Origin of the sequence: Bacillus sp. FSL W7-1360, from assembly GCF_038592975.1 — a bacterium.
GTDB classification, from domain to species: domain Bacteria; phylum Bacillota; class Bacilli; order Bacillales; family Bacillaceae_D; genus Shouchella; species Shouchella lonarensis.
This window is the reverse complement of the sequence record NZ_CP151950.1, coordinates 2132276-2155658: the sequence shown is the minus strand read 5'-3', so window position 1 is coordinate 2155658 and position 23383 is coordinate 2132276. Positions and strand designations below refer to the sequence as shown.

Genomic DNA, 23383 nt, shown 5'->3' with positions numbered 1-23383 from the left:
TCAATCTCCTTCCTTCTAGCTACTCATATAAAAAACCCCTTCATCCGCAATCGGGACGAGAGGTTTGCTCACGTGGTACCACCCAACATTCCCTTGTTTTTATCTTATCATAAAACCAAGGCTTCCAGCCGATAACGTCGGCATACGCAACCCCCTAACTAAAAATCGCTCGAAGGTTGGATTCTCCCGGACCATATTCCAGAGCGTACCTGGCTGGTTTTCACCGATCCCAGCTCTCTAAGCAGATACTCTCTCTGTACTCATCCATTCAATGAATCAATCATTATTCACTAGCATTATGAGCAAAAATATACCAAATCATACGTTCTCTGTCAAGGACGATCATACAGTGTTGCAAATGGGGTCACTTCTTTTTTTAACTGTCCTTCCGTACAGAGACGATCCAGTTCCTTTTTCCACTCCGACACATCCCAAGACTTATTTGCTTGTTCATTTAACTGCCCAAGCTTTTGCATGACGTGCATATCTGCAAGAGGCAAAAAGTCTGCCAACGCACGCACAACGTCTTCATTGCCTTTCTCATGCATTTGTGCCAACTCGTCAAACGGATTTAGCGTATGCGGGCTTGTGGAATGAGCCATCCGTATTCGCGCAGCCACTGTCCGTCCGATAATAGCGGAAGAAACAAACACATCACCAGAGCGCAAATATGGCAGACGTTTGCCTTCTTCCGCGGTTAAATCTGTTTCTTCTTTAATTGTTTGAATATCTGTTCCACGCACGGTTCGAAAAATGAATTTTGAATTGAGCTGTGCTGTAATCGTCTCATCTAACAGTGTCGGGCGCTGCGTCGCAAAAATTAAAAACGTCCCGTATTTCCTTCCTTCTTGCGCGATTTCTTTTAACATCCCTTTTGCCGGAGCATCATACCCTTTTGGTGCAAAATTATGCGCCTCATCGGTCACAACGACAAACGGAGGAAAGAAAGTCGCTTGCTGTTGCTGGAGTTTCGCGTCTTTATATGCCCGCCGCTGTGTATAAAGGTTACCGATGACATAACTAGAAAACACTTGCAGTAGCCATACCGCGCCTTGAATGACAACCAATTTACCTGAATGAATCGCTTGTTCAATCGCACGAATATGATGTTGGAACAAACCAGCTTGATTGAGTCGATTCGCCCGCCAATAAATGCCTTTTACTGAAGACGGTGGCAAAGCCCCATACTGATCAAGCAATTTTTTGTATAGCTGGTACCGAGAAACCTCATCGCGACTCATACCCCCATCATGTAACAACGATTCCACTTTTTGCTTGCCCATATCTAATGCGTCCATTAAATGAGCAACGCGATCACTGAATGACTGATAACTGTCTTTCGGTTTATGAATGGTTTGAATAACGTTTACCATCGGTTCAGATAACTGCGCTGCAGCACCGAGTAAACGCTCGACATCACGAGTAGATAAAGATGAAAAGTCGACCCCAACATCACGACCGATTTGAACAACTTCATAACGCGACACATACGCGTTTCCTTTTGCCGCATCTGTTTCTTTAGAGAAATTCATTTCAAAATGTGGGTCAAACACAAGCGTAGGGATATGTAATTTCATTAACTCCTCTAACATGACCCGCAAACCAAACGATTTTCCCGAGCCTGATCCTCCGAACACACCAATATGCGGGTATTGTTGCATCGCCCGAATATCAAAAATGAACGGAATCCCATTTTGTGTGCGCAATTCTCCCTGTTCTTGTACCATAACGAGATCATTTAATGCTGAAGGAATTGATTTATATACGAAGTCCGTCGATTTCACTTCACCAAGCACCATCCCTTGTTCAGGTGTGGTCGTAATAAGTAAGTGCTTGACCTCTGAAAACTGTGGGTGACGCACCGTTGCGCCTGTTTGAATAGGCGTCCCGGCTTCTTCAAACAAACGTACTTTTGCTAAATGAATATCATCTTGTCCAATATCATAACCAATTTGTTCCATCGTTTGCAAAACATCACGATCGACAAATCCTTTATCAAACCCCATTGGAATGTAACGATTATAAGAAAATGTCTCAACGACTTCCCCTTTAGGTTCGGCAAGCACGTTATCTTCAATGACCAACATCTCATTCATGCGGAATTTATGCGTTTTTGAGGCGACATGTACTTCCTGTTGCGTTGTAATTCCCACTACTTGCATGAAGCTCTCTCCTCTCTAATACGGCCGATTTTGCCGCATAGCTGTAAACAATTTCTGCTTTACTGTGACGTCTATGTATTGTTCAATTAATCCCTCCATCAATTGATCAGTTACACGTACTTCACGATCAATATAATCCAACCACAACGGAATTCCACGCCCTTCTTTTGGCGTAAGTGTACATAAAATATCACCAACCACCTGTTGATCTTTTGCTTGCTCGGAAAGCATATCAAATCCCGTAATCGTCGGCGTTGATCCTAAACGCATCCAAGCTGACTGTAGTCCAGCTTTATGTTGAATATCCTTTATAAAAATCATCTCGTTTTGTTGTAAAACGCCAAATAACAAATCACGATCATATACATAAGCATCACTAGCAACGTCAGCAAAAGCAGGCAATCGAATTAAATTTTCGGTCGTGATCTCTTCGGAAACACCAACGAGCCATGTCCCTCGTGCCAGCGCAAGTGTCACCAGTTGTGCCCATTCCTCCGGCGCATCAATACGATAATGATACAATGCGCCGTCCATCAACAATAACCCAATTTCTTCTTGCTCGAGCAATGTATACGCCGCTTCAAGCTCAAGCTTAGACAAAAGATAGGAACGCCGTTTTTGCTGCAATTGCTCTCGTTCTTCCAACAATGGCACATAAACATCAGAACGCGTGCAAGCAACCCCCGTTGTTGTTTTTGCGAGCGCTTGAAACACATATAATACATGTGGTGCGACACCTTGTGTTTGATTGACAGAACCATCTACAGCTGCAACTTGACGCCCGCGTAATGCTTTCTTTAGTGCCACGTGTGAAAGCACTTGCATTTGATGCATATGTGTATCAGCAGCACGTAATTTTTGCCGTATCTCATGCTGCGTGCGTGCTGTATACTTATACTTTTCCACTAATTGGTCATTCATTTGCTGCAGTTTAGAAACAAGCATTTGATTGATTTGCATAACGACACATCTCCTTGCCAAACTATATGAAACCACTACGCAAATTCTTTTTGCAAAATAGGCGTTTTACACAAAAAATATTTGACTTGTTTTGGAAATATTGTTATTCTTATTTTAAATGAAAAGGGTGTCAATCTAATAGCCGCCCACATGTGCTACATTTACACCTAACACTATGAGGAGGAACAACAGCATGAAGTCAACCGGAATCGTACGTAAAGTCGATGATTTAGGGCGTGTAGTCATTCCAATTGAGCTTAGGAGAACGCTAGATATTGCTGAGAAAGATGCGTTAGAGATTTATGTTGAGGATGACCGCATTATCCTAAAGAAATACAAAGCAACAATGACGTGTCAAGTGACTGGTGAAGTATCTGATGATAACTTATCTTTAGCAAATGGTAAAATTGTACTTAGCCCTCAAGGGGCACAAACCGTTATGGAACAATTACAAACATATGTTGCCGCTGCACGCTAATGTAAGCGCTAGAAAAAATCATACACAGGAAATTGTGTATGGTTTTTATTTGTCATTATGGTAACGTTGGTATACCTCTCTCTTCGGCAAAGCCCGGTCTTTGGCTACTTGCTTTAAAGCGTCTTTTTGAGGTTTTCCAAGCATAATATAATGATCGACGTGCTGACGTTCTGTCAATGACTGCCACCAACTTTCATCCTCTTTCACTTCACCTGTATATCCCTCAACGACGATACAAAATTCTCCTTTGACCGTCCCAACGTCACACCAAGTGAGCGCTTCAGCTAGCGTACCACGTTGATACTCCTCAAATTTCTTTGTTAATTCGCGTGCAATAACAACACGTCTATCTCCGAAGACGTCATACATTGCACGCAGCGTTTCAGCTAACCGATGTGGTGCTTCATAAAATAATAGCGTTTGTTGTAAATGAGAGAGTGTCTCTAGCTGTTGTTGACGTATCTTTTTGTGCCGCTTTAAAAAACCGTAAAAATAAAATGTGTCACACGGCAATCCAGATGCCACAAGTGCTGTTAATGCGGCATTTGCACCGGGTAAAGAAATGACCTTTAAATCTTCTTCTAAACATAGCCGCACAAGATCCTCTCCTGGATCAGAGATGCCCGGCATTCCAGCATCACTCACGAGCGCTACTTGCAGCCCGTCATGCATCCGCTGCAAGAGCGCTGCACCTGCTTGTTGCTTATTATGTTCATGATAGCTTACAAGAGGTGTCGCGATTTCAAAGTGACTGCATAACTTTCGTGTCTGCCGTGTATCTTCTGCAGCAATGAAATCGACTTCCTGCAGCAGACGAACCGCGCGAAATGTCATATCTTCTAAATTGCCTAGTGGTGTTGGAACAAGATAAAGCGTTCCACCTATTTGTTGAAAGCTTTTTTGCTCCTTCATCACTTGTCCTTCCTCTCCTCGATATATCGTTCTTTTTGTTTACGTGTCAACTGCTTAAAGGCATATTCTGCTTGTAACGCGGCTGTCTTTGTCGCAAACACCTCATACCATACTAATGTAAATGGCCCTCGTCCACGTGTGTACTTCGCTGCTTTTCCTGCTTCGTGCAATGTCATGCGTTTTGTCAAATCAGTCGTATAACCTGCGTACCAACTTCCATCACAACACGCAAGGACATACATCACATGTCCAGATTGCATAAATACTCCTTTTGAAATGCCTTTGTGTATGTTCCGTTTTCTTCATATACAACAAGCGGTGGCATACATTGAAGACCAGCTTTGCCGCCTTTCACCGCCTCCACTAACACAATGTTCGCATCACGATTGGCATGAGGGTGACAAAAGCGGATCCGCTTTGGCTCTAACTCGTTATCCCGCATGAGCGACATCGCCTCAAACAATCTCTCTGGTCGATGTACAAGCGCTAGCTTCCCTCCATGTTTCAAGGCAAAACAACTCGCTTGAATCACATCTTGCAACGTACAAGCAAGCTCATGACGCGCCAACGCTTTGTGACGGTTGTCTTTTATATATTCACCTTGATGAACCGGAAAATAAGGTGGATTACATGTCACAACATCATAACCATTTTTCTTTACAAATGCAGACACACTTCTGACATCGCCACATCGTGCTGTCATACGTGATTGTAATTGATTTACTAATATATTCCGTTCAGCCATATGGTGCAAGCGCTCTTGTAATTCCAGTAACGTAATATGACCTTTTGTTCGTGTGGACAACACAAGTCCAACGACACCGTTGCCACTACACAAATCAAGCATTTGACCTAGCTCGGACGGTACACGGACAAACCTCCCTAATAATATTGCATCCATTGCATAGGAGAACACATCGGGACTCTGAATAATCGACATCGTTGTCCCAGCAATTTTATCACTGCGCTCTCCCTCATAAAGCTTTCCCATGTGAACTCCTTTTGATCTTATGCTTCTATTTTTGATGGAGGAAAGATAGACAAAACAAACAATCATCACCATCTGGTCGAATACTACCGTAATGCGTATTACAAATATGGAACCCTTCTTGATACAAACGAGCCAAATTTTCGTGTCCTTCTCCTACCAATTGCTCACTTGGTGCCTTCCGCATCGGAGGACGCTTTTGCTCTTCTGGTTCAAGGCGCTTACGTAAATGCTCATTCTCTACGTGCAAACCATGATTTTCTTCGATTAAATAGGCCAGTTGCTCTTTTAATTCCTTTAACTCATCATGTAGCTCACTAATTCGCTCCTCCATACTAGAGACTCGCGTGAATATGGCTTTCTTGTCCATGTTATTCACCTCATTATTCCGTTACTTTTGAAGTGATTTTCTCTATATTAATTAACTCATCAAAAGCATACTCCAGTGTATGTTGTTCTTCCGTCACTTGCACTTGTACCATACGATCCAGCAAATTTAAACCAACCACTTTTCCTTTTCCATCAGGTGTTTTAATCCATTGTCCAATATCGGGTAATTCTCTTTTAGCTTGTTCATAGGTGTCATTTTCATACTTTAAACAACACATCAATCGTCCACACAAACCAGAGATCTTGGCTGGATTTAAAGATAAATTTTGATCTTTCGCCATTTTGATTGACACTGGCTCAAAGTCCCCTAAAAATGTTGAACAACAAAGCATACGCCCACATGGACCAATGCCCCCCAACATTTTCGCCTCATCACGTACACCAATTTGACGTAATTCAATTCTCGTACGAAAAATACCTGCCAAGTCCTTTACTAAACCTCGAAAATCTATACGACCATCTGCAGTAAAATAAAACAAGACCTTATTGCGATCAAATGTATATTCAACTTCAACAAGACGCATTTCTAATTGATGTGATTTAATCTTCTTTTGACAAACAGTAAAAGCTTGTTCTGCTAAAACCTCGTTTTCAGCTGTCATTTGCTTGTCTTCTTCTGTTGCCACCCGCATAATTTCTTTCAATGGTAACACCACATCAGCATCATGAACCAACTTTGGTGGAACCACAACATGCCCATACTCAAGGCCACGTGACGTTTCAACAATAACAGCGTCATTTACAGCAACTTGAAAAGTGCCGGGAGAGAAATAATATATTCTGCCCGCCTTTTTAAAACGAACTCCTACAACCTCGTGCAACACTTAGCCCTCCTGTATCTTAAATAATAGCCTTTCCATCACGAGTTGAATTGGCACATTAGCGTTAAGATGCCTTTTTGCCTCCATGACATGTTCTACTCCTCGACTAATTTGTTGCGTTGATGTAGATCGTGCGATTTGTGCAAACACTTGCAGCTGATCCACATAAACAAGCCCTTTTTCTTTCCCTATTTTCATATATAAAAAGTCTTTTAACCATAAAAAGATCATCTCAAGCCCTAACTGTTGTTGAAATCGTTCTTTCAACAATGGTAACCACTTGTCTGACAGTGTCAAAAAAGCATGATCGCGCTTTAAATACACTTCTTTCATTAATTGTAACACTACACCCCTTGCTTGAAAAGACCAGTCTCCATCTGTCACCTCTTTTATAAGCGCCGTGTTACCAGTTAAAGCCGCCAGAAAATGGGCATGTCGTTCTTCTACACCTGCCTTCATCCATTGTGCCACCATATTTTCATGAGAAGGAGCCAAAAAGTTGATTTGCTGTGTCCTAGAAAGCAAGGTTGATAAAACTGCTTCCCGATTTTCAGTTAATAATATTGCCAGTGTCCCTTGCGTGGGCTCTTCTAGAAATTTAAGTAAGCTATTGATGGCGCTCGCTGTCATCTTATCTACATCATGAATGATATACACTTTTTTTTGAGATTCCATTCCCCTATAAGAGAATTCCTTTTGCAAAGCAGTTACTTGCTCTTTCTTAATCGTCTGTTTATCCACTGTCATTTTATGCAGGTCAGGGTGATTGCCATGATCAATGCGCATACAATCTTTACATACTTGACAAGGATCCACACCTGTTGCTTGCCTGCAAAGAAAACGCTTTGCCATGTATATCGCCATTGCACTTTTCCCACTACCGGCAGGTCCGTTGAATAAGTATGCATGTGATAAACGATCCTTTTTGAGACTAGCTATGAGAAATGGCACAACCCTCGGCTGCGCCATTTCTAAGTCCTGCCATGTTTGCTGCATATACGTCACCTGCTCTTAAAATTGTTCAAACTGTTCTACTGGTAAAACAAATACTGTCGCACCACCGACTTGTACTTCTACTGGATAAGGTACATATGAATCAGCATTGCCACCCATCGGTGAAATGGGGGCAACAATTTGTTCGCGGCTATGACAATTGTCCTTAATGATCGCCATTGCTTCATCAACAGCACCCTCATCAACGCCAATGAGAAAAGTTGTATTCCCAGACTTCAAAAATCCGCCTGTACTCGATAGTTTTGTCGCACGAAAGTTCGCTTTCATCAATGCATCTGATAATCGTGTACTATCTTTATCTTGAATGACTGCCATAATAAGTTTCATTTTTTTCCCTCCTTTTTAAATTTACATGATCCATTATAAAACACTATCGATATGAATCATCACATTCTTAATGACTTTCGGGAGAGGCTCACTTGCATCAATCATTTTAATACGATCACAATGTTTGTTAGCTAATGTGTCATAACCAGCTTTCACCTGTTCATGAAAATATAATTTTTCGTGGTCAAGACGGTTCCGTTCACGCCCTTGATCTTTTTCAATCCGCGTCAATCCAACAGACGGATCTAGAGAAAAATACAATGTTAGTTCGGGCATATACGACTCAACTGCAAACATATTGATTGCCCGGACCTCTTCTACGCCAATTTCTCTTGCATAACCTTGATAAGCAAGACTAGAGTCAATGAAACGATCACATAAAACAATCTGTCCACGTTGAAGCGCTGGTACAATTTTTTTCATTAAGTGTTCCCGTCTTGCCGCTGCATAGAGTAACGCCTCTGTGCGCTCATCCATGTCTATATCATGTGTATGCAAAAGAAGCGCTCTAATTCTTTCTGCTAATAAGACCCCGCCTGGTTCGCGTGTGCATACAACTTCGTAACCCCGTTCTTTCAACTGTTGTTCAACACTCATTAACACCGTTGTCTTCCCAGCACCTTCCCCACCTTCAACTGTAATGAACGTTCCTTTTTTCATTTCTCACTCTCCACTTCTCGCACCCACAAACCATCTTGTGGGTGATGACCTTGAAATCGGACACCAGCTTTCATGAGCTGTTTCAACTGTTTAATCATTGCTGCTGTCACGTATTCACCCGGATAAAGCAATGGTACACCTGGTGGATAAGGGGTCACTGGCTGTTCGATAATACGCCCTTGCGCATAGTCTAGTGATACTTTTACTGTGCATCCCACATACTTCTTCATATCTATTAATTCGGACACAGCGGAGACTGTTCCTGCTATAAATGGACGAAATGACTGATTATTTTTTCCGGTCCAAATCACTTGTTGTAACCTCTTTCCCAACAGCTCTTCGTCAATCTTTTGACCGAGACCAAACACGAGCAACACATGATCTTGATCTGCCATCTCACTCCAAATTCCAGCCTTTGCCAACTCCTGTGCTAACACTACACCAGATTGTGATATGTTTGTTTTTATTGTAACCTTTAATGGGTCATTTAGATAGCCTTGTTTCATACTTGTCACGACTTGACATCCATCATGGCATAAAAATTGTTGCTTCACTTTTTCAACTGTACAAACAGCCTCATAATAAGCACGTTTTCCATCTGACTCCAAAAATGCGCGTGCACCATCTAAAGAAGCAAGCAATAAATAAGAAGGACTACTTGATTGCAACATCGTTAGCGCTGCTTTCAACTTTGTTCGCTGTACCACCGAGACTGACTTCTGAACATGCATCCATGCCGCCATCGTTAAAGCAGGCAACATTTTATGTGCGGATTGCACCACAACGTCAGCCCCTAGTGCAAACGTAGATTCCGGACAGCGTTCATCGCCTACGACGAAATGTGGACCATGTGCCTCATCACAAAGCACTAGTAGTCCTTTTTCTTTTGCATAACGAATGACATTGGTTTGATCACAAGTTTGCCCCCAATAATTTGGATATGTAAGCAAAAGAACTTTCGCCTCTGGATACTGACTTATGGCTTTTTTTAGTACTGATGTAGATAGACCTACTGGATGAGAAGTCACTTGATCAAAGGCTGGTTGTAAAAACACTACCTTTGCTCGAGCAAGACGAAGCCCGTTTAATACAGATTGATGGCAATTACGTTGTACCAATACAACATCACCCGCGTTACACAGTCCATAAATCATCGCGAGATTGCCACTTGTTGACCCACCAACAAGGAAATGGGTCTCCTGTGCACCATATAATTGAGCACATAGTTGCTGTGATTCTGCAATTGGTCCAGACGGATCGTGTAAATCGTCTAGCCCTTCGAGTTCTGTCACATCGTAAGAAAGAATCTCTTTAAATTCATTTAAAAAGATTGGAGAAACGTCACCGTTTTTATGACCAGGCACATGAAAGGACAGTGGATGTTGCCGTTGATGCTTTTTCAATGCATCAATAATTGGTGTTCTTATAACTGTCATCTTCCTCATCTTCCCTCACATATACTCTGTTGACATTGGGTTTGCAGTCATCCCAAGCTCTTCTTAATGGTATCACATAGTTCATATACATTTGTTCTTCTGGCTCAACTTTAAACAAATATTGCTCACAAGTGACGCAAAGAAATACGAAGCCTACATAATATCCTTTTTCTATTTTCTTGCAAAAATCGCAGTAATTATTGTGTTTCCCCAAACATTGATTCACTTCATACCACCTCCACTTAGCAGTATGAGCAAAATTTTATGCACTTAGACAATGTTATAGTTTAAAAAGCACACCCAGTGGGATGTGCTTTTTAAACTAACTATCAACCCGGCACCGATCTACGCTCGCAGGGGGAAGCCCCCAACTACTATCGACGCAAAAGAGCTTAACGACCGTGTTCGGCATGGGAACGGGTGTGACCTCTTTGCCATAAGCACCGGATAATGAGAGAACGATTCTCTCAAAACTAAATCATGGGACTCAAATGTAAGGATGAATATTAGGATAAGACCTCGACCGATTAGTATCTGTCCGCTCCATGTGTCGCCACACTTCCACTCCAGACCTATCAACCTCATCATCTCTAAGGGGTCTTACTGACTTGCGTCATGGGAAATCTCATCTTGAGGGGGGCTTCGTGCTTAGATGCTTTCAGCACTTATCCCGACCATACGTAGCTACCCAGCGATGCTCCTGGCGGAACAACTGGTACACCAGCGGTATGTCCATCCCGGTCCTCTCGTACTAAGGACAGCTCCTCTCAAATTTCCTACGCCCGCGACGGATAGGGACCGAACTGTCTCACGACGTTCTGAACCCAGCTCGCGTGCCGCTTTAATGGGCGAACAGCCCAACCCTTGGGACCTACTACAGCCCCAGGATGCGACGAGCCGACATCGAGGTGCCAAACCTCCCCGTCGATGTGGACTCTTGGGGGAGATTAGCCTGTTATCCCCAGGGTAGCTTTTATCCGTTGAGCGACGGCCCTTCCATACGGCACCGCCGGATCACTAAGCCCGACTTTCGTCCCTGCTCGACTTGTAGGTCTCGCAGTCAAGCTCCCTTATGCCTTTGCACTCTACGAATGATTTCCAACCATTCTGAGGGAACCTTTGGGCGCCTCCGTTACTGTTTAGGAGGCGACCGCCCCAGTCAAACTGCCCACCTGACAATGTCCCTGACCCGGATCACGGGTCGAGGTTAGAATGTCAGTACCGTCAGGGTAGTATCCCACCGATGCCTCCACCGAAGCTGGCGCTCCGGCTTCCTTGGCTCCTACCTATCCTGTACAAACGATACCAACACTCACTATCAAGCTACAGTAAAGCTCCATGGGGTCTTTCCGTCCTGTCGCGGGTAACCTGCATCTTCACAGGTACTATAATTTCACCGGGTCTCTCGTTGAGACAGTATCCAAGTCGTTACACCATTCGTGCGGGTCGGAACTTACCCGACAAGGAATTTCGCTACCTTAGGACCGTTATAGTTACGGCCGCCGTTTACTGGGGCTTCAATTCAGAGCTTCTCCCGTAAGGGATAACCCCTCCTCTTAACCTTCCAGCACCGGGCAGGTGTCAGCCCCTATACTTCGCCTTGCGGCTTCGCAGAGACCTGTGTTTTTGCTAAACAGTCGCTTGGATCTTTTCACTGCGGCTCTCTCGGGCTATTCACCCTATTAGAGCACCCCTTCTCCCGAAGTTACGGGGTCATTTTGCCGAGTTCCTTAACGAGAGTTATCCCGCGCGTCTTAGAATTCTCTTCTCGCCTACCTGTGTCGGTTTGCGGTACGGGCACCTGTCTTCTCACTAGAGGCTTTTCTTGGCAGCGGAGGATCAGGGATTTCGGACCCTAGGGTCCTTCACGGTCACAGCTCAGCCTTTATGAAACGCGGATTTGCCTACGTTTCAGCCTCACTGCTTCGACGCGCTCAGCCAGCGGCGCGCTCTCCCTACCTTTCTGCGTCCCCCCATCGTTCAAACGAATACGAGGTGGTACAGGAATTTCTACCTGTTGTCCATCGCCTACGCCTTTCGGCCTCGGCTTAGGTCCCGACTTACCCTGAGCGGACGAGCCTTCCTCAGGAAACCTTGGGCTTTCGACGGAGGGGATTCTCACCCCTCTTTTCGCTACTCATACCGGCATTCTCACTTCCAAGCACTCCAATAGTCCTCTCGGTCTACCTTCACTGTCCTTGGAACGCTCCCCTACCCAATCCCTTACGGGATTGCCATAGCTTCGGTGATACGTTTAGCCCCGGTACATTTTCGGCGCAGCGTCACTCGACCAGTGAGCTATTACGCACTCTTTCAATGATGGCTGCTTCTAAGCCAACATCCTGGTTGTCTAAGCAACGCCACATCCTTTTCCACTTAACGTATACTTTGGGACCTTAGCTGATGGTCTGGGCTGTTTCCCTCTTGACTACGGATCTTAGCACTCGCAGTCTGACTCCCGAGCATAAGTATTTGGCATTCGGAGTTTGACTGAATTCGGTAATCCTGTGGGGACCCCTCGTCCAATCAGTGCTCTACCTCCAATACTCTTCACTCGAGGCTAGCCCTAAAGCTATTTCGGGGAGAACCAGCTATTTCCGAGTTCGATTGGCATTTCACCCCTACCCACACCTCATCCCCGCAATTTTCAACTTGCGTGGGTTCGGGCCTCCAGTCGGTGTTACCCGACCTTCACCCTGGACATGGGTAGATCACACGGTTTCGGGTCTACGGCGGCGTACTATAGCGCCCTATTCAGACTCGCTTTCGCTGCGGCTCCGCTTTTTCATGCTTAACCTTGCACGACACCGTAACTCGCCGGTTCATTCTACAAAAGGCACGCCATCACCCATTAACGGGCTCTGACTAGTTGTAGGCACACGGTTTCAGGATCTCTTTCACTCCCCTTCCGGGGTGCTTTTCACCTTTCCCTCACGGTACTGGTTCACTATCGGTCACTAGGGAGTATTTAGCCTTGGGAGATGGTCCTCCCGGATTCCGACGGGGTTTCTCGTGTCCCGCCGTACTCAGGATCCACGCAGGAGGAAACGAAGTTTCAGCTACAGGGCTGTTACCTTGTACCGCGCATCTTTCCAGATGCTTCACTTACGCCGTTTCTTTGTAACTCCATGTTGCGTGTCCTACAACCCCAAGAGGCTAGCCTCTTGGTTTGGGCTCTTTCCGTTTCGCTCGCCGCTACTTAGGAAATCGATTTTTCTTTCTCTTCCTCTGGGTACTTAGATGTTTCAGTTCCCCAGGTCTGCCTCCTCACATCCTATGTGTTCAGATGTGGGTACCATCCCATTACGGATGGTGGGTTTCCCCATTCGGAGATCTCCGGATCATTGCTTACTTACAGCTCCCCGAAGCATTTCGCTGTTCGTCGCGTCCTTCTTCGGCTCCTAGTGCCTAGGCATTCACCGTGCGCCCTTTCTACCTTATCCTTTTTGTAAAAATAACCTTCGAATTTCTTCGTCCACTGCGCGTTTCTCAGTCAGTCACGTATTAAGATACGCTCCTTCCTTCGAACGCTTGTGTCCTCGAACTTCTCGGTTTTTTTCACAAAAACTATTCAAAGATCAACGGCGGATTTTCATCCACTGTCTACTTTGTCAGTCTTGCTAAAGCAAAAAGTTTGCTTTCTTTCATCCTAGACGTCATTTCTTCGTGCGAAGCACGTGTCCATGACTCATTTGAGTTGTTTCATGATTTAGTTTTCAAAGAACCATTTATTGAGTGATGTTGCTCACTCAAAACTAAACAATAGCGCAAGCGTTACGATGTCTTACGACAATCGTATCGACTAGAGTATGACTCCATAGAAAGGAGGTGATCCAGCCGCACCTTCCGATACGGCTACCTTGTTACGACTTCACCCCAATCATCTGTCCCACCTTAGGCGGCTGGGTCCAAAAGGTTCCCTCACCGACTTCGGGTGTTACAAACTCTCGTGGTGTGACGGGCGGTGTGTACAAGACCCGGGAACGTATTCACCGCGGCATGCTGATCCGCGATTACTAGCAATTCCGGCTTCATGTAGGCGAGTTGCAGCCTACAATCCGAACTGAGAATGGCTTTATGGGATTGGCTCCACCTCGCGGTTTCGCTTCCCTTTGTACCATCCATTGTAGCACGTGTGTAGCCCAGGTCATAAGGGGCATGATGATTTGACGTCGTCCCCACCTTCCTCCGGTTTGTCACCGGCAGTCACCTTAGAGTGCCCAACTGAATGCTGGCAACTAAGATCAAGGGTTGCGCTCGTTGCGGGACTTAACCCAACATCTCACGACACGAGCTGACGACAACCATGCACCACCTGTCACTTTGTCCCCGAAGGGAAAGCCCTATCTCTAGGGTGGTCAAAGGATGTCAAGACCTGGTAAGGTTCTTCGCGTTGCTTCGAATTAAACCACATGCTCCACTGCTTGTGCGGGTCCCCGTCAATTCCTTTGAGTTTCAACCTTGCGGTCGTACTCCCCAGGCGGAGTGCTTAATGTGTTTACTTCGGCACTAAGGGCATCGAAACCCCTAACACCTAGCACTCATCGTTTACGGCGTGGACTACCAGGGTATCTAATCCTGTTTGCTCCCCACGCTTTCGCGCCTCAGCGTCAGTTACAGACCAGAGAGTCGCCTTCGCCACTGGTGTTCCTCCACATATCTACGCATTTCACCGCTACACGTGGAATTCCACTCTCCTCTTCTGTACTCAAGCTTCCCAGTTTCCAATGGCCGCTTGCGGTTGAGCCGCAAGATTTCACATCAGACTTAAGAAGCCGCCTGCGCGCGCTTTACGCCCAATAATTCCGGACAACGCTTGCCACCTACGTATTACCGCGGCTGCTGGCACGTAGTTAGCCGTGGCTTTCTGGTGAGGTACCGTCACGGTACCGCCTTATTCAAACGGTACTTGTTCTTCCCTCACAACAGAGCTTTACGACCCGAAGGCCTTCCTCACTCACGCGGCGTTGCTCCGTCAGACTTTCGTCCATTGCGGAAGATTCCCTACTGCTGCCTCCCGTAGGAGTCTGGGCCGTGTCTCAGTCCCAGTGTGGCCGATCACCCTCTCAGGTCGGCTACGCATCGTCGCCTTGGTGAGCTGTTACCTCACCAACTAGCTAATGCGCCGCGGGCCCATCCCTTAGTGATAGCAGAAGCCATCTTTTAATATCGACCTAGGTAGGTCAATATGTCATCCGGTATTAGCTTCGGTTTCCCGAAGTTATCCCAGGCTAGGGGGCAGGTTGCCCACGTGTTACTCACCCGTCCGCCGCTCACTTCCGGGAGCAAGCTCCCTTCTGTGCGCTCGACTTGCATGTATTAGGCACGCCGCCAGCGTTCGTCCTGAGCCAGGATCAAACTCTCCATTAAAATGTTTGATTTGCTCATTTTGCACAAATTTCTTTGTGGCTTACATGTTGAGATCTATTGATCTCTTTTTACGCTTGGCTATTGTTTAGTTTTCAATGAGCTTGTGTCGCTGTTTGTTGGCGACTTATTTAATATACCATTTCCCTGTAGTACCGTCAAGTGTTTTTTCGTTCTTTTTTGTACATCTTTATAGCGACAAAAATAAACTTATCATATATTCATTTTTTATATAACTATTTTCAAGGAACTAAAAAAGTTGCACCGGTTACCCAGTACAACTTCATGGATGATTACTCAACAATATTTTCCTCGTCTTCCTCATCAAGCTCATCATTAATGTTCACACGTGCAACTGTTGCAACACCTTCGCCTTCATCTACCCGGATTAGCTTAACGCCTTGCGTCGTTCTCCCAGTCGTTGAAATTCCATCGACATGCGTACGAATAATAATCCCATCCACTGTGACAATCATGATGTCATCTGTTGTCCCTACCATCGATAGCGATACGAGCGGACCATTACGTTGTGTAATGTGACATGTTTTAATCCCTTTACCACCACGACTTTGCACCCGATACTCATCAATTTTTGTGCGTTTGCCATAGCCATTCTCTGTAACAACCAATACTTCTTGGTCCGCGGAAATAACATCTACACCAACGACACCATCATTTTCGGAAAGACGAATCCCTCTAACACCACGTGCGGGCCGCCCCATGAGACGTACATCAGACTCACGAAAACGAATTGCCATCCCTTGCTTCGTTCCGATAATCATTTCTTGGTTTCCATCCGTTAATCGAACTGCATGGAGCGCATCACCCTCTTGAAGACGAATTGCAAACAAGCCACCTTTGTGTAGATGAACAAAAGCCGAAAGTGGCGTTCGTTTTGCAATACCCATTTCAGTTAAGAAAAATAAATACCTTTCCTCATCAAAAGTTTCGATTGGAATCACCGTACTAATCGATTCACCCGGATCAATTTGTAACAAATTAATCGCTGGAATGCCTTTAGCAGTTCTTCCTAATTCAGGAATTTCATACCCCTTTAAGCGATAAACTTTGCCTTTGTTTGTAAAGAACAAAATTGTGTGGTGCGTGTTTGTCGTAAACAAATGTTGGACAAAGTCATCTTCATTTGTTCCCATTCCTTGAATGCCTTTTCCACCGCGTCTTTGCGCACGGTATGTGGAAACAGGTAGCCTCTTAATATAGCCATTATGAGTAATCGTGACAACGATATTTTGCTGGGGAATTAAATCCTCATCTTCAAGCTGATCTTCACTTGTTGATAAAATTGTGCGCCGCTCATCATTGTACTTTTCTTTAATGACCAGTAGCTCTTCCCTGATGACAGCAAGGACTTTTTCGTCGTCAGCTAAAATTGCACGTAACTCCGCGATCCGTGCAACAAGTGTCGTGTATTCTTCTTCAATCTTTCCGCGCTCCAAACCTGTCAAACGTTGCAGGCGCATATCTAAAATGGCTTGCGCTTGTTCATAGCTCAATGAAAAACGTTCAATTAAACTAGCGCGCGCAGTATCGGTTGTTTGTGAACCACGAATCAACGCGATAATTTCATCAATATGGTCAAGTGCAATCCGCAATCCTTCTAAAATATGCGCACGCGCCTCGGCCTTATTTAAATCAAATTGCGTACGACGACGAATCACAGACACTTGATGCGTTAAATAATGCCTCAACGCTTCTTTTAAATTGAGCACTTCCGGTCTTCCATTCACAAGCGCTAACATATTAATACCAAAACTTGTTTGTAAGGCTGTTTGTTTGTACAAATTATTTAAAATGACATTTGGATTGGCGTCACGCCGTAATTCAATGACAATCTTCATACCATTACGGTCAGATGAGTCTCTTAATTCGGTAATACCGTCGATTTTCTTATCACGAACGAGTTCTGCAATTTTCTCGATCAGACGCGCTTTGTTCACTTGATAAGGCAATTCCGTAACATAAATTGTAGACTTACCGTTTGTTTCAACAATTTCTGTTTTTGCCCGTAAAATAATAGAACCGCGTCCTGTTAAATACGCTTTTCGAATACCTGAACGTCCTAAAATCTCCCCTCCAGTCGGAAAATCCGGACCTGGAATATAATTCATCAGCTCTTCGACTGTCATATCCTCATTTTTAGATAAAGCTAGTACACCATCAATGACTTCGCCAAGCTGATGTGGTGGAATGTTTGTTGCCATCCCAACAGCAATCCCTGATGTACCATTTACAAGCAAGTGAGGGAATCGCGCCGGTAAAACGACTGGCTCTTTCTCATTTCCATCATAGTTTTCTTGGAAATCAACTGTATTCTTATTTAAATCCCGGACGAGCTCCATAGAAATTTTCGACATTTTCGATTCAGTATAACGCATCGCCGCCGCTGAATCCCCATCAATCGAACCGAAATTACCGTGACCGTCCACAAGCATGTAGCGATAGCTAAAGTCTTGAGCCATACGAACCATTGTATCGTATACCGCTGCATCACTGTGAGGATGATATTTGCCTAGTACTTCACCGACAATCCGAGCCGATTTTTTATACTGTTTATCCGGGGTCATTCCCAGTTCAAACATGGCGTACAGGATCCGACGATGAACAGGTTTCATGCCATCGCGAACATCTGGCAACGCCCGACTCACAATGACACTCATCGCGTAATCCATAAATGAATTTTTCATTTCGTGATCAATCTGTATTTCCTTTAGCTTTGATACTTCTTCTGCCATTCATGTTCACCTCCAGGTAGGCGTATGCATTCAAATATCCAAATTTGTCACATATTGCGCGTTCTCTTGAATAAAGTCTCGTCGCGGTTCCACACGGTCGCCCATTAAAATCTCAAATATTTCATCTGCTTTCATTGCATCGGATAATGTCACTTGCAACATCGTTCTAACAGAAGGATCCATTGTTGTTTCCCAGAGCTGTGTCGCATTCATCTCACCGAGCCCTTTATACCGCTGTAACTCGACTTTTTGACGATCTGGTACTGTTTCCAAATACTTTTCGAGCTCTTTGTCAGAGTATACATATTGGAGATGTTGTTTTCCTTGATGAATCTTATACAAAGGAGGTTGCGCGATATACACATAGCCCTTCTCAATCAACTCTCGCATATAGCGATAAAAAAACGTTAAAATTAACGTCCGGATGTGCGCACCATCAACATCAGCATCCGTCATGATAATAATTTTATGATATCTCGCTTTCTCAATATCAAATTCATCACTAATTCCTGCACCAATAGCCGTGATCATCATACGAATCTCGTTATTTGCCAAAATCTTATCAAGACGGGCTTTTTCAACGTTTAAAATTTTGCCTCGCAATGGTAAAATCGCTTGGAATTGTGGATCTCGTCCCCCTTTAGCTGAGCCACCGGCAGAGTCTCCCTCGACAATAAACAATTCACTTTGCGATGCATCTTTTGATGAACAGTCTGTTAATTTACCAGGCAAGGAGCTTACTTCTAACGCTGATTTTCGCCGCGTCAATTCACGCGCTTTCTTCGCCGCTTCTCGTGCACGGGACGCCATTAATCCTTTATCAACGATTTTTCGGGCAATCGCTGGATTTTCTGCTAAAAAACGAGCAAAATGCTCTGAGAAAAGTGAATCTGTAATCGTTCGTGCTTCACTATTGCCGAGTTTCGTTTTTGTCTGTCCTTCAAATTGAGGATCAGGAATTTTCACAGAGATAATTGCTGTTAAACCTTCACGCACATCTTCTCCAGTTAAATTTGGATCACTCTCTTTGAAAAACTGATGGCGTCTTGCATAATCATTAATTACACGAGTCAAACCAGTTTTAAAACCAGCTTCATGTGTACCCCCCTCGTGTGTATGAATGTTATTAGCAAACGAGTAAATGTTGCTTGCATAACCGTTATTATGTTGTACTGAAATTTCAACAGCGACGCCTTCTTTTTCTCCTTCAATATAGATCGGAGAATCATACAACACTTCTTTTGTTCGATTCAAATGAGCAACAAAAGAGGCAATGCCACCTTCATAAAAGTAAGTCGCGCTTTTATTTTCATCCGTACGTAAATCTTGTATCTTAATCGTTAATCCTTTATTTAAAAAGGCAAGCTCGCGCAAACGACTTGTTAAAATGTCATACTCAAATTCAGTCGTTTCTTGAAAAATCTCAGGGTCCGGCTGAAATGTAATCGCTGTGCCCGTCTTCTCTGTTGTACCGACCACTATCAAATCGTTTTTTGGTACCCCTCGTTCGAATTGCTGCTGATGAATTTTGCCATCGAGATGAACATTAACGACTAGTAATGTTGATAATGCGTTCACAACAGATGCGCCCACACCATGCAAGCCACCAGACACTTTATAACCACCACCGCCAAACTTCCCACCAGCATGGAGCACTGTCATAATGACTTCTACTGCAGGGCGACCCATCTTCTCATGAATGCCAACAGGAATCCCGCGTCCATTATCTTGTACAGTAATTGCATTGCCTTCTTCAATTGTCACGATAATTTCATCACAAAATCCAGCCATCGCTTCATCAATACTATTATCAACGATTTCCCAAACTAAATGATGAAGACCACGGCTACTAGTAGACCCAATATACATTCCTGGACGTTTCCGGACTGCTTCAAGGCCTTCTAATACTTGAATTTGACTTTCATCATATGTTTGTTTTTGATCATTTTTCAATCGATTTCACCTTCCCCGTTACTATCTACATGCATTTAGTGACACGCTCATCTATACGAAAACTACATCTCTCTATCTTCCAACACATTTTCTAAACTTCCCACGTAAGATCTACGTGCAAGCGTTTGTGTTGAGATAGGAGAGTAATAAATACATGTATCTGTTACCACAACTGTTTTAATGGATTCATCTTCGGTATAAGCAGTATATTTCACAGGCACTGTCTGTTGTGGAAGAGGTGAATCTTCATATGGAAAAAAACCAATAATACTGTTTGTGTTGAGAATGACCTCTCCGCCAATATGAAGGTACATCGTTTATTCACCCCGTTACTTCAAGTGTTCCTTGATTTATATAAAATGTTTGCGCCTGCTCTAACACCGTTTGATGTAATTCATTTGTGGTCGTTGTCGTTACAAACGTTTGTACCCGATTGTCAATCGTCTCTAACAACTGCGATTGTCTATGGCGATCTAGTTCTGATAAAACATCGTCTAACAATAACACAGGAAATTCTCCTGTTTCAGCGTAAATTAAATCAATTTCAGCTAACTTAATAGATAGTGCCGCTGTTCGCTGCTGTCCTTGTGAACCATACGTATGCACATCCATTTCATTGACAGAAATAGCCATATCATCTCGATGTGGCCCAAAAAGTGTGATGCCACGCTTTACTTCTAACATTTTTTTTTGTTTGTATGCACTGTGAAGTTCTTCTTTTATTTTCGACAAGTTTTCTTTATCTGATACCTCCACCGAAGGGAGATAGCGTAACTTCAATATTTCTTGCTTACGGCTCATCTTTTCATGAATCACCTGCGCCCATTGCTGAAGTTGTTGTAAAAATTGGGCTCTCTTGTGCATAATGACCGCTGCTTCTATGATCAACTGCTCTGTCAATACGTCTAGCATCATCATAAGAGATGAACTTGTTGTTTGAACTTGTAACTTTTTTAATAGCACATTACGCTGTTTTAATACTTGGCTGTATTGAGTCAAATGTTGTAAATATATCGGGCTCATTTGACCGAGTTCCATATCAATAAAACGCCGCCTCACTTGTGGACTCCCCTTTACTAAAGCTAAATCTTCGGGGGCAAACATGACCACATTTAAATTCCCAACATACTCACTCAATCGTCTTTGCTGCAGCCCATTTATTTTCCCGTGTTTTCCTTTATGAGAAAGAATAAAATCAAGTTCAACATCCTGGGTTCGTTTTGAAACTTTGACATTGACACGGGCAAACGTTTTGTCTATTTGAATAAGTTGCTTATCCTTTACAACACGGTGTGACTTCGCTAATGCAGCAACAAAGATGGCTTCTAATATATTCGTTTTCCCTTGCGCGTTTTCCCCTTGTAAAATGTTTATTCCTGGATCAAAAGAAACAGAGAGCTGGGAATAGTTTCGATAAGACGCTAATGCAAGTGAACGAATGTACATTTTTATCCCCTTTGTACAACTTGAAATTGCTGACCGTCTTCAAGTGTGACGACATCAGCATTGCACAATTTCTTACCGCGCCGTGTCTCTTTTTCACCATTCACAAGCAATACATACTCCGCCAAATACCATTTCGCCATCCCACCGGTTTGTATAACACCTATTTCTTTTAATAATTGTCCTAGGGTGATCGTATCATCTTTGATCATTATTTGTTTCAACGTATACCCCACAATCAGCTATGAAGTAGCAAGACAGCACATCGATCACGATTGCTGCCTTACTTCTCTAGCTTATCTATTTTTTTACATAGATCGCTCATTTGTTCACTCTCTATTGTACTAAATGAAATGCATCTAGCCAAGCTTTTTTCAAGAGATTCAACAACTTTTAGTACGTTCGTACAGGGGAAAATAAGTGTATCGTATGATCACTCTCACTTGGACGAACAAGAAATGCATTCATTGTGCCTGTAAACATCATATAAATATTTTCACTATCAACAACACGTAACGCATCAATGACATTTTTGCCATTGAAAGAAATGTGCATGTGCTCTCCCTGAAGTTTTTCAACGTGCAATTGTTCTGTCACTTTCCCAATTTCTTGTGAAGTAGACGTCAGTTCAATTTGCGTTTGATCAATCACTTTTAGGTGAACAACATTGTTTTTTCCTTCACGTGATAACAGTAATGCACGCTCCAATGTTTGCAATAATGACTTTGTCTTTAATTCGAAAGTTGTTTTCGCTTGTGCTTTTGCGGGAATCATCTCTGTCGTGACAGGATATTTCCCTTCTAGTAGACGTGAAAAGAATAAAAGATTCCCTACCTTAAACAAAATTTGATTGTCTGTGACAACAATTTCTACATCATCAGACACATCTTCTAAAATTTTGTTTAGTTCTTGAAGACTTCTACCTGGTATAACGACATTGTTTACGTTCCCATCATTTTCATTCAGGTCGACTTCAACTGTTCGTAAAGCAAGTCGGTGACTATCCGTTGCAGTACATGTCAGTTTTTTTCCTACGATACATAGGTGCACACCTGTTAAAACAGGACGGGTTTCTTGTGTAGACACAGCAAAAGCCGTTTGGCGAATCACATTTTTAAATACTTGTTGCGGGAGTGAAAATTGTGCATCATTTTGTACAACAGGTAAGCGCGGGTACTCTTCTGGATCAAATCCATTTAAAGTAAAGATAGACGCGCCAGACTGAATTGTAACAGAAAATGGTTGTTGCACATGTATGTCCATTTCTTCTCCAGGTAACTTCTTGACAATTTCAGCTAAATATTTAGCGGGCAACACGATTGCACCTGTTTGATGAATGGTCACAATCTCTTGCTCGTTTTCAACTGTCGGGATAAACGATTCAATGGAAATATTTGCATCACTCCCAATTAATGTTAAACCTGCAGCAGAGACATCCAATTTAATTCCTGACAGGATGGGGATCGTCGTTCGTGAAGAAACAGCTTTGACAACGTGCTGAACTTCTTGAATCATTCGATGACTATTCACTAAAATATGCATGAATGCAAACTCCTTTTCATATGTATAGAAATAAGATATTTACACGTCTCATAAAGAGACTGAGGTATATATCTTAATCTTTTAAAACCGTAGTAATAGTAATAGGGGCTGTGTATTTGTGGATAACCGAGTACGCCCTTTATAAGTCGTAGCTATGCACATGTGGACAAGTTGTGC

At 43.6% G+C, this 23383-nt stretch carries 18 protein-coding genes, 3 rRNA genes and 1 other annotated feature; of the genes, 1 reads left to right on the top strand and 20 read right to left on the bottom strand.

The window, feature by feature from the left end; all coding sequences use genetic code 11:
- Window positions 1–48 precede the first annotated feature (48 nt).
- Window positions 49–281: a binding site (T-box leader), on the bottom strand.
- A 51-nt stretch (window positions 282–332) separates the two neighbouring features.
- Complete coding sequence (locus tag NSQ26_RS11120; protein WP_499718195.1) at window positions 333–2162, bottom strand: ATP-binding protein; 1830 nt, start codon at window positions 2160–2162, stop codon at window positions 333–335.
- Between the two features lie 15 nt (window positions 2163–2177).
- The gene (locus tag NSQ26_RS11115) at window positions 2178–3122 is read right to left on the bottom strand and encodes a DNA double-strand break repair nuclease NurA (protein ID WP_499718194.1); all 945 of its coding nucleotides are present in this window, start codon (window positions 3120–3122) and stop codon (window positions 2178–2180) included.
- A 193-nt stretch (window positions 3123–3315) separates the two neighbouring features.
- Between NSQ26_RS11115 and abrB the strand changes: the two genes are divergently transcribed.
- Complete coding sequence (gene abrB, locus NSQ26_RS11110; protein ID WP_090776668.1) at window positions 3316–3600, top strand: transition state genes transcriptional regulator AbrB; 285 nt, start codon at window positions 3316–3318, stop codon at window positions 3598–3600.
- A gap of 45 nt (window positions 3601–3645) precedes the next feature.
- Here abrB and rsmI read toward each other — a convergent pair whose 3' ends face one another.
- The 18 genes from rsmI to dnaN all read right to left on the bottom strand — a co-directional run bounded on the left by rsmI (window position 3646) and on the right by dnaN (window position 23206).
- A complete protein-coding gene (gene rsmI, locus NSQ26_RS11105; protein WP_499718193.1) occupies window positions 3646–4512 on the bottom strand; it encodes a 16S rRNA (cytidine(1402)-2'-O)-methyltransferase in 867 nt (288 codons plus the stop codon).
- Complete coding sequence (locus NSQ26_RS11100) at window positions 4512–4772, bottom strand: GIY-YIG nuclease family protein (protein WP_090776670.1); 261 nt, start codon at window positions 4770–4772, stop codon at window positions 4512–4514. Before NSQ26_RS11100 ends, rsmI begins: the two co-directional genes overlap by 1 nt.
- Complete coding sequence (locus NSQ26_RS11095; RefSeq protein ID WP_499718192.1) at window positions 4754–5503, bottom strand: tRNA1(Val) (adenine(37)-N6)-methyltransferase; 750 nt, start codon at window positions 5501–5503, stop codon at window positions 4754–4756. Before NSQ26_RS11095 ends, NSQ26_RS11100 begins: the two co-directional genes overlap by 19 nt.
- A gap of 25 nt (window positions 5504–5528) precedes the next feature.
- Window positions 5529–5870: a DNA replication initiation control protein YabA gene (yabA, locus tag NSQ26_RS11090; protein ID WP_090776672.1), complete on the bottom strand. Its 342-nt coding sequence runs from the start codon at window positions 5868–5870 to the stop codon at window positions 5529–5531.
- Window positions 5871–5883: 13 nt separating this feature from the next.
- Window positions 5884–6711: a PSP1 domain-containing protein gene (locus NSQ26_RS11085; protein ID WP_499718191.1), complete on the bottom strand. Its 828-nt coding sequence runs from the start codon at window positions 6709–6711 to the stop codon at window positions 5884–5886.
- A gap of 3 nt (window positions 6712–6714) precedes the next feature.
- Window positions 6715–7707: a DNA polymerase III subunit delta' gene (holB, locus tag NSQ26_RS11080; RefSeq protein ID WP_090776673.1), complete on the bottom strand. Its 993-nt coding sequence runs from the start codon at window positions 7705–7707 to the stop codon at window positions 6715–6717.
- A 15-nt stretch (window positions 7708–7722) separates the two neighbouring features.
- Window positions 7723–8052 carry a cyclic di-AMP receptor DarA gene (darA, locus tag NSQ26_RS11075; RefSeq protein WP_090776674.1) on the bottom strand — a complete coding sequence of 110 codons (330 nt, stop codon included), beginning with the start codon at window positions 8050–8052 and terminating at the stop codon, window positions 7723–7725.
- Between the two features lie 33 nt (window positions 8053–8085).
- On the bottom strand, window positions 8086–8712 hold the full coding sequence (gene tmk, locus NSQ26_RS11070; protein WP_499718190.1) for a dTMP kinase: 627 nt from the start codon (window positions 8710–8712) through the stop codon (window positions 8086–8088).
- A complete protein-coding gene (locus NSQ26_RS11065) occupies window positions 8709–10148 on the bottom strand; it encodes an aminotransferase class I/II-fold pyridoxal phosphate-dependent enzyme (RefSeq protein WP_499718188.1) in 1440 nt (479 codons plus the stop codon). The genes tmk and NSQ26_RS11065 overlap by 4 nt, the downstream gene beginning before the upstream one ends.
- A gap of 332 nt (window positions 10149–10480) precedes the next feature.
- Window positions 10481–10596 (bottom strand): 5S ribosomal RNA (rrf, locus tag NSQ26_RS11060).
- A gap of 59 nt (window positions 10597–10655) precedes the next feature.
- A 23S ribosomal RNA gene (locus NSQ26_RS11055) occupies window positions 10656–13591 on the bottom strand.
- A gap of 378 nt (window positions 13592–13969) precedes the next feature.
- Window positions 13970–15518 (bottom strand): 16S ribosomal RNA (locus NSQ26_RS11050).
- The 16S, 23S and 5S rRNA genes sit together here, the layout of an rRNA operon.
- Window positions 15519–15808: 290 nt before the next feature.
- A complete protein-coding gene (gene gyrA, locus NSQ26_RS11045) occupies window positions 15809–18268 on the bottom strand; it encodes a DNA gyrase subunit A (RefSeq protein WP_499718187.1) in 2460 nt (819 codons plus the stop codon).
- Window positions 18269–18298: 30 nt separating this feature from the next.
- The gene (gene gyrB / locus NSQ26_RS11040) at window positions 18299–20221 is read right to left on the bottom strand and encodes a DNA topoisomerase (ATP-hydrolyzing) subunit B (protein WP_090776564.1); all 1923 of its coding nucleotides are present in this window, start codon (window positions 20219–20221) and stop codon (window positions 18299–18301) included.
- A gap of 62 nt (window positions 20222–20283) precedes the next feature.
- Window positions 20284–20535, bottom strand: a complete 252-nt coding sequence (remB, locus tag NSQ26_RS11035; RefSeq protein WP_090776565.1) for an extracellular matrix regulator RemB — start codon at window positions 20533–20535, stop codon at window positions 20284–20286.
- Between the two features lie 7 nt (window positions 20536–20542).
- Window positions 20543–21667 carry a DNA replication/repair protein RecF gene (recF, locus tag NSQ26_RS11030; RefSeq protein ID WP_499718186.1) on the bottom strand — a complete coding sequence of 375 codons (1125 nt, stop codon included), beginning with the start codon at window positions 21665–21667 and terminating at the stop codon, window positions 20543–20545.
- A gap of 2 nt (window positions 21668–21669) precedes the next feature.
- On the bottom strand, window positions 21670–21888 hold the full coding sequence (gene yaaA, locus NSQ26_RS11025; protein ID WP_437182649.1) for a S4 domain-containing protein YaaA: 219 nt from the start codon (window positions 21886–21888) through the stop codon (window positions 21670–21672).
- Between the two features lie 169 nt (window positions 21889–22057).
- Entirely contained in the window at window positions 22058–23206 is a 1149-nt protein-coding gene (gene dnaN / locus NSQ26_RS11020) for a DNA polymerase III subunit beta (protein WP_090776567.1), read from the bottom strand.
- Between the last annotated feature and the right edge of the window lie 177 nt (window positions 23207–23383).

Coding starts and splice junctions, on each gene's coding strand:
- NSQ26_RS11120 (WP_499718195.1), bottom strand. CDS start 2,162: ATGCAAGTAGTGGGAATTACAACGCAACAGGAAGTACATGTCGCCTCA.
- NSQ26_RS11115 (WP_499718194.1), bottom strand. CDS start 3,122: ATGCAAATCAATCAAATGCTTGTTTCTAAACTGCAGCAAATGAATGAC.
- abrB (WP_090776668.1), top strand. CDS start 3,316: ATGAAGTCAACCGGAATCGTACGTAAAGTCGATGATTTAGGGCGTGTA.
- rsmI (WP_499718193.1), bottom strand. CDS start 4,512: ATGAAGGAGCAAAAAAGCTTTCAACAAATAGGTGGAACGCTTTATCTT.
- NSQ26_RS11100 (WP_090776670.1), bottom strand. CDS start 4,772: ATGCAATCTGGACATGTGATGTATGTCCTTGCGTGTTGTGATGGAAGT.
- NSQ26_RS11095 (WP_499718192.1), bottom strand. CDS start 5,503: ATGGGAAAGCTTTATGAGGGAGAGCGCAGTGATAAAATTGCTGGGACA.
- yabA (WP_090776672.1), bottom strand. CDS start 5,870: ATGGACAAGAAAGCCATATTCACGCGAGTCTCTAGTATGGAGGAGCGA.
- holB (WP_090776673.1), bottom strand. CDS start 7,707: ATGCAGCAAACATGGCAGGACTTAGAAATGGCGCAGCCGAGGGTTGTG.
- darA (WP_090776674.1), bottom strand. CDS start 8,052: ATGAAACTTATTATGGCAGTCATTCAAGATAAAGATAGTACACGATTA.
- tmk (WP_499718190.1), bottom strand. CDS start 8,712: ATGAAAAAAGGAACGTTCATTACAGTTGAAGGTGGGGAAGGTGCTGGG.
- NSQ26_RS11065 (WP_499718188.1), bottom strand. CDS start 10,148: ATGACAGTTATAAGAACACCAATTATTGATGCATTGAAAAAGCATCAA.
- gyrA (WP_499718187.1), bottom strand. CDS start 18,268: ATGGCAGAAGAAGTATCAAAGCTAAAGGAAATACAGATTGATCACGAA.
- remB (WP_090776565.1), bottom strand. CDS start 20,535: ATGTACCTTCATATTGGCGGAGAGGTCATTCTCAACACAAACAGTATT.
- recF (WP_499718186.1), bottom strand. CDS start 21,667: ATGTACATTCGTTCACTTGCATTAGCGTCTTATCGAAACTATTCCCAG.
- dnaN (WP_090776567.1), bottom strand. CDS start 23,206: ATGCATATTTTAGTGAATAGTCATCGAATGATTCAAGAAGTTCAGCAC.